General features: G+C 73.7%; 11 protein-coding genes. All 11 read right to left on the bottom strand.

Features of this window, described 5'->3' with window-relative positions:
- Nucleotides 1-35: 35 nt before the first annotated feature.
- The 11 genes from J1M39_RS00885 to ilvD all read right to left on the bottom strand — a co-directional run bounded on the left by J1M39_RS00885 (nt 36) and on the right by ilvD (nt 13,144).
- A complete protein-coding gene (locus tag J1M39_RS00885) occupies nt 36-1,112 on the bottom strand; it encodes a 3-isopropylmalate dehydrogenase (protein WP_069941572.1) in 1,077 nt (358 codons plus the stop codon).
- A 71-nt stretch (nt 1,113-1,183) separates the two neighbouring features.
- Nucleotides 1,184-2,809, bottom strand: a complete 1,626-nt coding sequence (gene metG, locus J1M39_RS00880; RefSeq protein WP_063190343.1) for a methionine--tRNA ligase — start codon at nt 2,807-2,809, stop codon at nt 1,184-1,186.
- Nucleotides 2,802-3,281 (bottom strand): hypothetical protein, encoded by a 480-nt coding sequence (locus J1M39_RS12170; RefSeq protein ID WP_223247528.1) that lies wholly within the window; start codon nt 3,279-3,281, stop codon nt 2,802-2,804. Before J1M39_RS12170 ends, metG begins: the two co-directional genes overlap by 8 nt.
- Nucleotides 3,282-3,304: 23 nt before the next feature.
- Nucleotides 3,305-3,577, bottom strand: coding sequence for a hypothetical protein (locus J1M39_RS12165; RefSeq protein ID WP_241253748.1), 273 nt, complete (start codon nt 3,575-3,577; stop codon nt 3,305-3,307).
- A 153-nt stretch (nt 3,578-3,730) separates the two neighbouring features.
- Nucleotides 3,731-5,326 carry a phosphoglycerate dehydrogenase gene (gene serA, locus J1M39_RS00870; protein ID WP_134416617.1) on the bottom strand — a complete coding sequence of 532 codons (1,596 nt, stop codon included), beginning with the start codon at nt 5,324-5,326 and terminating at the stop codon, nt 3,731-3,733.
- Between the two features lie 149 nt (nt 5,327-5,475).
- A complete protein-coding gene (gene ilvC, locus J1M39_RS00865) occupies nt 5,476-6,507 on the bottom strand; it encodes a ketol-acid reductoisomerase (RefSeq protein ID WP_010078979.1) in 1,032 nt (343 codons plus the stop codon).
- 36 nt (nt 6,508-6,543) lie between these two features.
- Nucleotides 6,544-7,053 carry an acetolactate synthase small subunit gene (gene ilvN, locus J1M39_RS00860; RefSeq protein WP_002854209.1) on the bottom strand — a complete coding sequence of 170 codons (510 nt, stop codon included), beginning with the start codon at nt 7,051-7,053 and terminating at the stop codon, nt 6,544-6,546.
- 12 nt (nt 7,054-7,065) lie between these two features.
- Nucleotides 7,066-8,967, bottom strand: coding sequence for an acetolactate synthase large subunit (locus J1M39_RS00855; protein WP_122054190.1), 1,902 nt, complete (start codon nt 8,965-8,967; stop codon nt 7,066-7,068).
- A 291-nt stretch (nt 8,968-9,258) separates the two neighbouring features.
- Complete coding sequence (locus tag J1M39_RS00850) at nt 9,259-10,413, bottom strand: N-acetylglucosamine-6-phosphate deacetylase (protein WP_036313124.1); 1,155 nt, start codon at nt 10,411-10,413, stop codon at nt 9,259-9,261.
- A 114-nt stretch (nt 10,414-10,527) separates the two neighbouring features.
- Nucleotides 10,528-11,313, bottom strand: a complete 786-nt coding sequence (nagB, locus tag J1M39_RS00845; protein ID WP_036312968.1) for a glucosamine-6-phosphate deaminase — start codon at nt 11,311-11,313, stop codon at nt 10,528-10,530.
- Nucleotides 11,314-11,416: 103 nt separating this feature from the next.
- On the bottom strand, nt 11,417-13,144 hold the full coding sequence (gene ilvD / locus J1M39_RS00840) for a dihydroxy-acid dehydratase (protein WP_036312970.1): 1,728 nt from the start codon (nt 13,142-13,144) through the stop codon (nt 11,417-11,419).
- Between the last annotated feature and the right edge of the window lie 45 nt (nt 13,145-13,189).

The raw sequence follows: 13,189 nt of genomic DNA, 5'->3' as shown, positions 1-13,189 counted from the left end.
TCCTAGACCCGGCGTCGACGCGCCGGGCCCGCGCGTCAGACCCGCGCGGCGACGTCGGCGCCCACCTCGGCGGTGGTGCCCCGCGCGCCGTCCACCCGGTCCTTCAGGTGCGCCCACACCGCGGTGCGCACGCGCGCCGCGGCGCCGGTCTCGCCCACGTGCTCGAGCAGCAGGGCGGCGGAGAGGATGGCGGCCACGGGGTCGGCGATCCCCTGGCCCGCGATGTCCGGAGCGGAGCCGTGGACCGGCTCGAACATCGACGGCGCCGTGCCCTCGACGTTGATGTTGCCGGAGGCGGCGAGCCCGATGCCGCCGGTCACGGCCGCGGCGAGGTCCGTGATGATGTCCCCGAACAGGTTGTCCGTCACGATCACGTCGAAGCGGGCCGGGTCCGTCGCCAGGAAGATCATGGCGGCGTCGACGTGCATGTAGTCCCAGGTGACCGCGGGGAAGTCGGCCGCCACGGACTCCACGGTGCGGCGCCACAGGTGGCCGGCGTGGACCAGGACGTTGTGCTTGTGCACGAGCGTGAGGCGCTTGCGCTCGCCCGCGTCGGCGCGACGGAAGGCGTCCTCGACGACGCGGCGCACGCCGAACGCCGTGTTCACGGAGACCTCCGTGGCGATCTCGTGCGGGGTGTCCACGCGGATCGCACCGCCGTTGCCCACGTACGGCCCCTCCGTGCCCTCGCGCACCACGGTGAAGTCGATCTCGCCGGGCGCGGCCAGGGGGCTGACGGCGCCGGGCAGCAGGGTGGCCGGGCGCAGGTTCACGCCGTGGTCCAGCGCGAAGCGCAGCTTGAGCAGCATGCCGCGCTCGATCAGCCCGGACGGGATGCGCTCGTCCCCGGGCGCGGCGCCGACGGCCCCGAACAGGATCGCGTCGTGGCGGCGCAGGGACTCGAGGACCTCGTCCGTGAGCGCCTCGCCGGTCTCGAGCCAGTGCTCCGCACCCAGCGGATACGGGGTGAGCCGGGCCTCCGGACGCCCCTCGGCACGCAACGCCGCCTGCAGGACGGCGGCGGCCTGGTCGGTGACCTCGGGGCCGATGCCGTCGCCGCCGATGACGGCGATGTCCAAGGGGTCTGCGGAGCTGCGTGTGGTCTCGGTCATGGCCCTCAGGCTACGCGGGGCACGCGTGAGGACCACATCGTGTGACACCCGGTCTCACCCTCCGGACGGGCTCAGTCCTCGGCGGGCTCCTCGTGCCGCGGGAAGACCGGCTGCGGGGCGGGCAGCGGCGTGCCGGGGACCAGGTCCTCGTGGAACGCGGCGAAGGACCGCGGGCCGGTGCCGGACGCGCCGGTGCGGCCGGCGTCGCCCTCGGCGGGGACGCCGAGCAGGTCCAGCAGCCGCGAGGCCGAGCCGGGCATCACCGGCTGCGCGAGCAGGGCCACCCGGCGCACGGCCTGCAACGTCACGTACAGCACCGTGCGCATGCGCGGCTCGTCCGTCTTGCGCAGCACCCACGGGGCCTGGTCCGCGAAGTAGGCGTTGATCTCACCGAGCACGCGCCAGGTCTCCTCGAGCGCGTCGTGGAAGTCCTGCACCGCGTACGCGGACCGGGAGCGCTCCAGCAGGGCGTCGACCTGGGCCAGGACGGCGCGGTCCGCCTCGGTGAACTCGCCCGGCTCGGGCACGGCGGCGCCGCAGTTCTTGGCCACCATGGACAGCGAGCGCTGGGCGAGGTTGCCGAGGTTGTTGGCCAGGTCCGCGTTCTTGCGGCTCACCACGGCCTCGTGGCTGTAGGAGCCGTCCGCGCCGAACGGGAACTCGCGCAGCAGGAAGAAGCGAATGGCGTCCAGGCCGTACCGGGCCACCCATTCCCGCGGGTGCACCACGTTGCCCAGGGACTTGGACATCTTGGCCCCGTTGTTGTTCAGGAAGCCATGGATCATGACGCGGCGCGGCAGCTCGAGGCCGGCCGACATGAGGAACGCGGGCCAGAAGATGCAGTGGAACCGGGAGATGTCCTTGCCGATCACGTGCAGGTCCGCCGGCCAGTAGCGCGCGAACGCCTCCGGGTCCTCCGCCGGCCAGCCCGCGCCGGTGAGGTAGTTCGTCAACGCGTCGACCCAGACGTAGGTGACGTGGTCGGCGCGCCGGTCGGCGTCGGCGGCGTCGGGGTCCGCGGGCGCCGGCAGGTCGATGCCCCACTGGAAGGAGGTCCGGGAGATGGACAGGTCCTCGAGCCCGGCCTCCACGAAGCGGATGACCTCGTTGAAGCGGTACCGGGGGGCGGCGAAGTCCGGGTGCTCGCGGTAGTGGTCCAGCAGCGGCTGCTGGTACTTGGACAGGCGGAAGAAATAGGACTCCTCCTCCGTCCACGTCACCTCGGTGCCGGTCTCGACGGCGCGGCGCACCCCGTCCTGACCCACCTCGGTCTCGTCCTCGCCGAAGTAGCGTTCGTCCCGCACGGAGTACCAGCCGGCGTAGGAGCCGAGGTAGATGTCCCCGTTGGCCTCCATCCGCCGCCAGATCTCGCGGACGGCCTCGGCGTGGTCCGTGTCCGTGGTGCGGATGAAGCGGTCGTAGGAGATGTCCAGGACGTCGTCGTCCATCTCCTTGAAGACGGCGGCGTTGCGCGTGGCCAGCTCGAGGGCGCTCACGCCCTGCTGCTGCGCCGTCTGCTCCATCTTCTGGCCGTGCTCGTCCGTGCCGGTCAGGAAGCGCACGTCCCGCCCGTCGAGCCGCTGGAAGCGGGCCATCGCGTCCGAGGCGATGTACTCGTAGGCGTGGCCGATGTGCGGCTCGCCGTTCGGGTAGGAGATGGCCGTGGTCAGGTAGTACGGGGCGCGGGCGTCAGTCACAGTCGTCGAGTCTAGCGGCGGGCCTGGGGCCCGCGCCGAGGACGACGTCGTCCGCGTCGGCGTCCGGGACGCCGTCGGCGGTCACCTGCAGATGGCCCGGCGCAGGCCGCAGGTGGAGGTGGGCCCACGGGGCCACCACGAGCACGGACGCCCCGATCATCTCGGTCAGCTCCTCCGCGTGCGTCGCCACGTGGTAGGCCAGGGTGCTGCGCCCGATCCCGAAGACGAGCGGCACCGCCTCGAGGACGATCGCGCCGACGAAGAACACCGCGCCGCCCGCCACCGTCAGCGCTCGGGTCCGGCGGGGCAGGGCGACGGTGCACAGCGCGAGCAGCCCGAGGACGACGATCGCGGCCGGCGCGCCGAGGATCAGCCACTGGAACGCGGGCAGCGGGTTCTCCCCCGCGAACGGCAGGGCCTCCCACAGCCGGCCGGCCTGCTCGTGGAGCTGCGTCGATTCGTCCAGGCTCATGGCCGCCAGCAGGGCCGCGGGGGTCAGCCACGCGAGCAGGCTCCGCCGCCGGTCCGCCCCAGCGCGCGGCGCACGAGACCCACCGTGGTGAAGCCCGCGGCCCCCAGCAGGAGCAGGCCCGAGCTCCACCACGCCGTGAGGTTGGCCTCGTGGTTCACGTCGAAGACCTCGCGCCACCACGGCACCTGCCGCGGGCCCAGCCCGAACACGAAGGGGAGGGCGAACGACCAGGCGGCGAGCAGGACACTGACGCCGATCAGCCCGCCCGCCGCGCGCCGGGCCCAGCGGCCCTGCACACCCGGAGGCGTGGCGGGGCGGGCCGCTGCGGCGCGCGCGGTCGGGGCGGGTGCGGGGGTGCGGGGCGGGGCTCGGGTGGACGCGACATGGACACCATCTCAACACAGGGCGACGCGCGCCGGCCCCGCGATGCCCGCCCGGGCGTCGACGGGTCAGGCGGAGAGGTCCACCTCGGCCGCACGGGCGGCGCCGATGGCCGCGGCCAGCGTGGCCGCGGTGTCTCCGGACAGCGCCCCGTCCAGGGTCAGCACGGCCAGGGCGGCGCCCTCGTCGTCGCGCGAGACGTCCATGCCGGCGATGTTCACGCCCTGCACCCCGAGGGCCTGGCCCAGGACGCCGATCACGCCCGGGCGGTCCTGGTAGGCGAACACGAGCAGGTGGTCGGCCAGCGGCACCTCGAGCTCGTGCCGGTCCACACCGACGAGCTTCTGCACCTGGCGCGGGCCGGTGAGCGTTCCGGTGACGGCGGTCTGGGTGCCCTGCGCGGTCGCGGCGCGCACCGTGACGGTGTTGCGGTAGGACTCGGACACCGCGGTGGTGGTGAGGCGGCACTCGACGCCGCGCTGCTCGGCCAGCACGGGGGCGTTCACGTAGGAGACCTGGTCCGAGACGATGTCCGTGAACACGCCCTTCAGGGCGGCCAGGCGCATCGCGGAGACGTCGTGCTCGGCGATCTCACCGGCGATCTCCACCTCGACGGCCGTGATGGACTGCTCGCCCACCAGCGCGGTGAGCACGCGGCCCAGCTTCTCGGCCAGCGGCAGACCGGGGCGCACGTCCTCGTGGATCGCGCCGCCGGCCACGTTCACGGCGTCCGGCACGAGCTCGCCGGAGAGGGCCAGGCGCACGGAGCCGGCGACGGCGACGCCCGCCTTCTCCTGGGCCTCGGCGGTCGAGGCGCCCAGGTGGGGGGTGACGACGGCGGAGTCGTGCGCGAAGAACGCCAGGTCCGTGGCCGGCTCGGAGCTGAAGACGTCGATGCCGGCGCCCCCGATGGTCCCGGCCTCGAGCGCGCGGGCGAGGGCGTCCTCGTCCACGAGGCCGCCGCGGGCCACGTTCACGATGATCGCGGTGTCCTTCATGCGGGCGAACTGCTCATCGCCGATCATGCCGACCGTCTCGGGGGTCTTGGGCATGTGGATCGTCACCACGTCGGCGCGCTCGAGCAGCTCGTCCAGCTCGACGAGGCTCGCGCCGAGCTGCTGCGCGCGGGCGGTGGTCACGTAGGGGTCGTAGGCGAGGATCTCCATGCCGAACGCCTTCATGCGCTCGGCCACGAGCGCGCCGATGCGGCCCAGGCCGATCACGCCCAGCCGCTTGCCGTAGAGCTCGACGCCCGTGTACTTCGAACGCTTCCACTCCCCCGCCTTGAGCGAGCCGTGGGCGGCCGCGATGTTGCGGGCGGCGGCCAGGATGTGGCCGCAGGTGAGCTCGGCGGCGGAGATGATGTTCGACGTCGGCGCGTTGACGACCATGACGCCGGCCTCGGTGGCGGCGGGCACGTCCACGTTGTCCAGCCCGACGCCGGCGCGCGCGATGACCTTCAGCTGCGGCGCGGCGGCGATCGCCTCGGCGTCCATCTGGGTGGCCGAGCGGATCAGCACCGCGTCGACGTCGCGCAGGTCCTCGAGGAGTCGGGCGCGGTCGGCGCCGTCCGTGCGGCGGATCTCGAAGTCGGGGCCGAGGGCCTCGACGGTGGCGGGTGAGAGTTCCTCGGCGATCAGGACGACGGGCTGGGCTGCGCTCACGGGTGCTCCTGGAGGTGTGGTGCGGTGGGATGGGAGGCGGGCCGGCCCGCGCTCCGGTCCGAGCCTAGACGCGTGACCGGACCGTGGCCGGAATGCGACGCCGGCCCCGAAGCGCGATGCCCGGGGCCGGCGTCGGGGGCTCAGGCGGCTCAGCGGGCCGCCGTGCCCTCGGTGTAGTCGTCGTCCGCGTCCTTGAGCCAGGAGAACATCTGGCGCAGCTCGCGGCCGGTCTTCTCGATCGGGTGGGCCTCGCCCCGGGCGCGCAGCTCCTTGAACTCGGGCGCACCGGCCTTCTGGTCGTCCATGAAGCGCTGCGCGAAGGCGCCGGACTGGATGTCGGCGAGGACCGCCTTCATGTTCTCCTTCACGTCGGGGGTGATGACGCGGGGGCCGGAGACGTAGTCGCCGTACTCCGCGGTGTCGGAGATGGACCAGCGCTGCTTGGCGATGCCGCCCTCGACCATGAGGTCGACGATGAGCTTCAGCTCGTGCAGCACCTCGAAGTAGGCGATCTCGGGCTGGTAGCCGGCCTCGGTGAGGGTCTCGAAGCCGTACTGCACGAGCTGGGAGGCGCCGCCGCAGAGCACGGCCTGCTCGCCGAACAGGTCGGTCTCGGTCTCCTCGGTGAAGGTCGTCTCGATGACGCCGGCGCGGGTGCCGCCCACGGCCTTGGCGTAGGACAGGGCGAGGGCGTGGGCCTGGCCGGAGGCGTCCTTCTCGACGGCGATCAGCGCGGGCACGCCGCGGCCGGCCTCGAACTCGCGGCGCACCACGTGGCCCGGGCCCTTGGGGGCGACCAGGGCGACGTCGACGCCCTCGGGGGCCTGGATGTAGCCGAAGCGCACGTTGAAGCCGTGCGCGAAGAAGAGGGCGTCGCCCTCCTGCAGGTTGCCGGCGATGTGCTGGTCGTACACGTCGGCCTGGACCTGGTCCGGGGTGAGGATCATGATCAGGTCGGCCTCGGCGGCGGCGGTGGCGACGTCGACGACGCGCAGGCCCTCGGCCTCGGCCTTGGCGCGGGACTTGGAGCCCTCGGCGAGGCCGATGCGCACGTCCACGCCGGAGTCGCGCAGCGACAGGGCGTGGGCGTGGCCCTGGGAGCCGTAGCCGATGACGGCCACGGTGCGGCCCTGGATGATCGACAGGTCGGCGTCGTCGTCGTAGAACTTCTTCACGGTCATGCTGTTCTCCTCACGGGATGGGTGGATCGGGACGGGTCAGCGGGCCAGGGCGCGGTCGGTCATGGACCGCGGCCCCCGGGCGAGGGCGAGGGTGCCCGAGCGGACGAGCTCACGCACGCCGTAGGGCTCCATCATCTCGAGGAAGGCCTCGAGCTTGTCACGGGTGCCGGTGGCCTCGAGGGTCAGGGACTCCGGGGCCACGTCGACGACGTGGGCGCGGAACAGGTCGGCCGCCTGGACGACCTGACCGCGGGTGGCGGCATCGGCGCGCACCTTCACGAGCAGGTGGTCGCGCTGAACGGAGGAGTCGGGCGTGAGCTCGACGACCTTGATCACGTTGATCAGCTTGTTCAGCTGCTTGGTGACCTGCTCGAGCAGGTCCGTGTCGGCGTCGACGACCACGGTGATCCGGGACAGGCCCTCGACCTCCGTGACGCCCACGGCCAGCGAGTGGATGTTGAATGCGCGCCGGGCGAAGAGGCCGGCCACGCGGGTCAGGGTGCCGGGCACGTCCTCGACGAGCACGGACAGGGTGTGGCGTTCCATCGGTTGCCCTCCTCAGTCTTCCTGGTCCCAGTCGGGCGTCATGCCCCGGGCCACCTGGATCGCGTCGTTGCTGACCCCCGCGGGGACCATCGGCCAGACCATGGCGTCGCGGGAGACCACGAAGTCCACGATCACGGGGCGGTCGTCGATGGCCAGGGCCTGGCGGATGGTGTCGTCCAGGTCCTCCCGACGGTCGCAGCGCAGGCCCGCGGCGCCGTAGGCGTCGGCGAGCTTGACGAAGTCCGGCACCCGGGCGGTGTCGTAGCCCGTGTTCAGGTCCGTGTTCGAGTAGCGCCCGTCGTAGAAGAGGGTCTGCCACTGACGCACCATGCCCAGCGAGGAGTTGTTGATCACCGCGATCTTGATGGGGATGCGGTTGATCACGCACGTGGCGAGCTCCTGGTTGGTCATCTGGAAGCAGCCGTCGCCGTCGATGGCCCAGACCACGCGGTCGGGCTCGCCCACCTGCGCCCCCATCGCGGCGGGGACGGCGAAGCCCATCGTCCCGAGGCCGGCCGAGTTGAGCCACTGGCGCGGGCGCTCGTAGGCGACGAACTGGCTGGCCCACATCTGGTGCTGGCCGACGCCGGCCACGTAGGTGGCCTCGGTGCCGGACAGGGCCGACAGACGCGAGATCACCTCCTGGGGCGCGAGGAGGCCGTCCTCGGTCTCGGTCCAGCCCATCGGGTAGGTCTCCTGCAGGCGCCGCAGCACCGCCCACCAGTCGGCGAGGTCGGGCAGCGCCTCGGTGTCCGTCGCGAGCTCGGCCACCAGGTCCGGGATGATCTCCTTGACGTGGCCGACGATCGGCACGTCCGCGGTGCGGTTCTTGGAGATCTCGGCCGGGTCGATGTCCGCGTGGATCACGCGGGCGCCGGGGGCGAACGAGGGCAGGTGACCGGTCACGCGGTCGTCGAAGCGGGCGCCGAGCGTGATCAGCAGGTCGGCCTGCTGGAGCGCGGCCACGGCGGGGACGCCGCCGTGCATGCCCGGCATGCCCAGGTGCTGGGGGTGCGAGTCGGGGAAGACGCCGCGGGCGGTGAGGGTGGTGACCACCGGGGCGCCCGTGAGCTCGGCGAGGGCGCGCAGCTCCTCATGGGCCTCGCCGCGGGCCACGCCGCCGCCCACGTACAGCACGGGGCGCCGGGCCTCGCGGACCAGCCGGGCGGCCTCGCGGATCTGCCGGGGGTGGCCGCGCAGGACGGGGCGGTAGCCGGGCAGGTCGATCCGGGGCGGCCACGCGAACTCGAACTCGCCCTGCTGGGCGTCCTTGGTGACGTCCACGAGCACGGGCCCGGGCCGGCCCGTGGCGGCGATGTGGAACGCCTCGGCGAGGGCCTGGGGGACGTCCTCGGGCCGGGTCACGAGCCGGGAGTGCTTGGTGATGGGCATCGTGATGCCCACGATGTCCGCCTCCTGGAAGGCGTCCGTGCCGATCGCGGCGGAGGAGACCTGGCCGGTGATGAACACGACCGCCTGGGAGTCCATGTGGGCGTCCGCGATGGCGGTCACCAGGTTGGTGGCGCCGGGACCGGAGGTGGCGATGGCCACGCCGACCTTGCCGGTGGCCAGGTGGTAGCCCTGCGCCGCGTGACCGGCACCCTGCTCGTGGCGCACCAGGATGTGGCGGATCCGATCGGAGTCCATGAGCGGGTCGTAGGTCGGCAGGATGGCGCCGCCGGGCAGCCCGAACACGTCCGTGACCCCCAGCTCCTCCAGGGAGCGGATGATGCCCTCGGAACCGGTCATCCGGGTCGGCTCGACGCGGGAGCCCTCGCCGGGCACCCGCGGCTCGACGATCTCGGGCCGAGGGGCCGGACGGCGCTCCTGGACCCGGGCCGTCTCCGTCGGGCGGGAGGCCGGCGTCGGGACCTGCGGGACCGCCGCGCGGGCGTCGCGGGGGGTCGTGCTCATGGGGTCACCTCACTGCGTTCGTCGCTGCGTGTCCGTCGCGGGGGCGTCGGACGGTCGTCGTTCGGATCCGTCGGGCGTCGGGGACCGTGGCCGCGTCGATGACGGATCGGGCCGGCGTGGCGGAGTCTGAGGTGGGGACACGGGCCGCCGGGTCCTTCGGGGGTGGTCTCAGTATCGACAGCCGTGCGCCCCGCCCGCCATCGACCACCCGCCTGTCTCGCAATGTGAGATAAAGCGTCACATCGTGAGACGACCGGGCGGTCGGGATCGGATCCCGGGCCTGAGCCCACCCTAGTCAGCCGCCGCGGGGGCGGCCGCCTCCACCCACGCTCCGTGACGGAGCACCCCGCGCACCTCGAGCTCCGGGCCGAAGACGACGGCGTCCGCTCGGCTCCCGGCTCGGAGCCGGCCGACGTCGGGAAGCCCCAGGGCGTCCGCGGGCGCGGCCGTCGCCGCCCGCAGCGCGGCGTCGAGGTCGACCCCGGCGGCGACGGCGGAGCGCACCGAGCCGGCGACCGTGGCCGTGGACCCGGCGATGGCCCCGGCTGCGCCATCCGCGCCGACCACCCGCGCGACGCCGTCGTGGACCCGGGCCCGCAGGGGTCCGAGGGAGAAGTCGCCGTCGCCGCAGCCGGCGGCGGCCATCGCGTCCGAGACGAGGATCCACCGCTCCCCCGCCTCCCGGGCGACCCGCCGCACCGTGGCCGGATGCAGGTGGACGCCGTCCACGATGGTCTCGATCCCCACGCGGGGGTCCTCCAGCAGGGCGACGGCGGGCCCGGGCTCGCGGTGGTGGGCGGGCCGGCACGCGTTGTGCAGGTGGGTGGCCATCCGCGCACCCGCCTCGATCGCCGCGCGCGTGACCTCGTAGGACGCGTCGGTGTGGCCGATCGCGACGAGGACGCCCGCCTCCGCCAGCCGGCCCACCGCGTCGAGGGCGCCCGGCAGCTCGGGGGCCAGCGTCACCATCGCGAGGCTGCCCGCGCCGGCCTCGACGAGGCGCGCGACGTCCTCGGGCTCCGGAGCCCGCAGGGACGCGGCCCGGTGCGCGCCGCGGTGCAGGGGCGAGAGCCAAGGGCCCTCGAGGTGCACGCCGGCCAGGACGCCCTCCGCGCGCAGGGGCGCCAGGGCCGTCAGCTGCGCGACGAGCGCGTCGACCTCGTCCGTGACGAGGGAGGCCACCACCGTGGTCGTGCCGGCGCGGGCGTGCGCCGCGGCCGCCGCGCGGGCCGCGTCCGGACCGGACTCGACGGCGTGCCCGCCGCCGCCGTGGCAGTGCACGTCCACGCAGCCGGGCGCGAGCAGGGCGTCGCCGAGCTCGTGGACGGGGCCGTGGGTGCGCGGCGGGTCCCCGGCCCCGACCGCCGTGACCCGGCCCTCCGCCAGGGCGATCCAGCCGGGGCCGCCGAGGCGCTCGCCGTCGTGGACGCGGTCCGCTCGCAGCACCGACGGCGGCACGTCGGCCGGCGGGGTCGCCGGCTCGACGCGCGGCGGGGCGGGGTGCGGGTTGCACTGCCACGGCGGCCTCCTGGGGTGGGTGGATCGGCGGACGGGTGACGCTCAGAGGCCCTGCCAGCGCGGCTTGGCCTCCCACATGTGGCGGTAGTCCCCCGCGAGCTCGAGCCGCCCGGCGGCGGCGTCGTCCACGAGGACGGTCACGTGCGGGTGCAGCTGCAGGGCGGTGACCGGCCAGCGGGCGCTCACGGGGCCCTCCACGAGCTGCCGCACCGCCTCGGCCTTGCCCTCGCCCCGGGCCAGCAGGACCAGGTGTCGGGCGTCGAGGATCGTGCCCACGCCCTGGGTGAGGCAGTGGGTCGGGACCTGGTCGAGGTCGCCGTCGAAGAAGCGGGCGTTGTCCCGCCGGGTCTGCTCGGCGAGCACCTTGATGCGCGTGCGGGAGGCGAGGGAGGAGCCGGGCTCGTTGAACGCGATGTGCCCGTCCGTGCCCACGCCGAGCAGCTGCACGTCCACGCCGCCGGCCTCGCGCAGCGCCTCCTCGTAGGCGGCGCAGGCGCCCGGGACGTCCGCCGCCCCGCCGTCCGGACCGTGCACGGCCTCCGGGGCGATGTCCGTGCGCGCGACGAACTCCCGCTCGATCACGGTGCGGTAGGACTCGGGGTGTCCCGCGGGCAGGCCGACGTACTCGTCCAACAGGAACGCGCGGCAGGAGCGCAGGGACAGCTCCCCGTCCCGGACCCGGCGGGCGAGCTCGTCGTAGACGGGCAGCGGCGAGGAGCCGGTGGCCAGCCCCAGGACGGCCTCGGGACGGGCCGCCACGTGGGCGGCCACCGCGTCCGCGCCGTGCCGGCCCAGGGCGGCGGCGTCGGGCAGGATGACGACCTCCATCAGCGCGCCTCCCGCCCGGGACGAGGCGCGGGTCCCCCGGCCCGGGCGTCGATCGCGTGCATGCTCATCCTCTGCTCGTCTCGGCGTGCAGGCCGACCGGGCCTCAGCCCAGGTAGGCACCCTCGGCGGCGGAGTGCACCAGCTTGGCGTACTTGCCCAGCACGCCCGTGGTGAACTTCGGCTCCACCGGCTCCCAGGACTCGCGGCGGGCGGCGAGCTCGGCCTCGTCCACGAGCAGGTCCATGGTGCGTCCGGCGATGTCCACGCGGATGCGGTCGCCGTCCTGCACCAGCCCGATCGGCCCTCCCTCGGCGGCCTCGGGGGCGATGTGGCCGATGCACAGGCCGGTGGTGCCGCCGGAGAAGCGCCCGTCGGTGATCAGCAGGACGTCCTTGCCCAGACCCGCCCCCTTGATCGCGCCGGTGATCGCGAGCATCTCGCGCATGCCCGGGCCGCCCTTCGGCCCCTCATAGCGGATGACCACCACGTCGCCGGCGGCGATGGTCCCGTCCTCGAGGGCGTCCATGGCGGCGCGCTCCCGGTCGAAGACGCGCGCGGTGCCCTCGAAGACGTCCGCATCGAAGCCGGCGGACTTCACGACAGCGCCCTCCGGGGCCAGCGAGCCGTGGAGGATCGCGATGCCGCCGTTGGGGTGCATCGCGTCGTCCATGGTCCGGATGACCTTGCCGTCCACCGGGTCCGGATCGAGCGCGGCCAGGTTCTCGGCGAGGGTCTTGCCGGTGACGGTGAGGGTGTCCCCGTGCAGCAGGCCCTCGTCCAGCAGGGCCTTCATGACCACCGGGACGCCGCCGATGCGGTCCACGTCCGTCATGACGTACTGACCGAACGGCTTGAGGTCGGCGATGTGCGGGGTGCGGTCGGCGATGCGGTTGAAGTCGGACAGCTGCAGGTCCACGCCCGCCTCCCGGGCGATGGCGAGCAGGTGCAGCACGGCGTTGGTGGAGCCGCCGAACGCCATGGTCACGGCGATCGCGTTCTCGAACGCGGGCTTGGTCATGATGTCCCGGGCCGTGATGCCCTGGCGGAGCATGTTCACCACGGCCTTGCCGGAGCGGCGCGCGAAGGCGTCGCGGCGGCGGTCCGCGGAGGGGGCGGCGGCGGAACCGGGCAGGGACATGCCGAGGGCCTCACCGATGGAGGCCATGGTGTTGGCGGTGTACATGCCGCCGCAGGCGCCCTCACCCGGGGCGATGGACTTCTCGATGCGGAGCAGGTCCTCCTCGGACATGAGACCGCGGGCGCAGGCGCCGACCGCCTCGAAGGCGTCGATGATGGTCACCTGCCTCTCGGTGCCGTCGGTCAGGCGGGCCACGCCCGGCATGATCGAGCCTGCGTAGACGAACACGGACGCCAGGTCCAGGCGGGCGGCGGCCATGAGCATGCCCGGCAGCGACTTGTCGCAGCCGGCGAGCAGGACGGAGCCGTCCAGGCGCTCGGCCATCATCACGGTCTCCACCGAGTCCGCGATCACCTCGCGGGAGACGAGGGAGAAGTGCATGCCCTCGTGGCCCATGGAGATGCCGTCCGAGACGGAGACCGTGCCGAACTCCAGCGGATATCCACCGGCGGCGTGGACGCCGTCCTTCGAGGCCTGGGCGAGGCGGTCCAGGGAGAGGTTGCAGGGGGTGATCTCGTTCCAGGACGACGCGATGCCGATCTGCGGCTTGCCGAAGTCCTCGTCCCCCATGCCGACCGCGCGGAGCATGCCGCGGGCGGCGGTGCGCTCCATCCCGTCGGTGACGTCGCGCGAGCGCGGCTTGATGTCGGGAGCGGCGGACGGGGTGCTGGGAGTCGACGCGGCGGAGTCCATGCCGCGGAGTCTAGTGAGCACGGCGCCACCGGGCCGACGCGACGT

Origin of the sequence: Micrococcus sp. KRD077 (genome assembly GCF_017168505.1) — a bacterium.
Classification (GTDB): domain Bacteria; phylum Actinomycetota; class Actinomycetes; order Actinomycetales; family Micrococcaceae; genus Micrococcus; species Micrococcus luteus.
The sequence above is the reverse complement of the archived record's forward strand: the minus strand, read 5'-3'. Positions and strand labels throughout refer to the sequence as shown.

What these genes read in the sequence shown, in the direction of transcription:
- J1M39_RS00885 (WP_069941572.1), bottom strand. Translation starts at nt 1,112, where the DNA reads ATGACCGAGACCACACGCAGCTCCGCAGACCCCTTGGACATCGCCGTC.
- ilvD (WP_036312970.1), bottom strand. Translation starts at nt 13,144, where the DNA reads ATGGACTCCGCCGCGTCGACTCCCAGCACCCCGTCCGCCGCTCCCGAC.
- J1M39_RS00855 (WP_122054190.1), bottom strand. Translation starts at nt 8,967, where the DNA reads ATGAGCACGACCCCCCGCGACGCCCGCGCGGCGGTCCCGCAGGTCCCG.
- J1M39_RS12170 (WP_223247528.1), bottom strand. Translation starts at nt 3,281, where the DNA reads ATGAGCCTGGACGAATCGACGCAGCTCCACGAGCAGGCCGGCCGGCTG.
- ilvC (WP_010078979.1), bottom strand. Translation starts at nt 6,507, where the DNA reads ATGACCGTGAAGAAGTTCTACGACGACGACGCCGACCTGTCGATCATC.
- ilvN (WP_002854209.1), bottom strand. Translation starts at nt 7,053, where the DNA reads ATGGAACGCCACACCCTGTCCGTGCTCGTCGAGGACGTGCCCGGCACC.
- nagB (WP_036312968.1), bottom strand. Translation starts at nt 11,313, where the DNA reads ATGGAGGTCGTCATCCTGCCCGACGCCGCCGCCCTGGGCCGGCACGGC.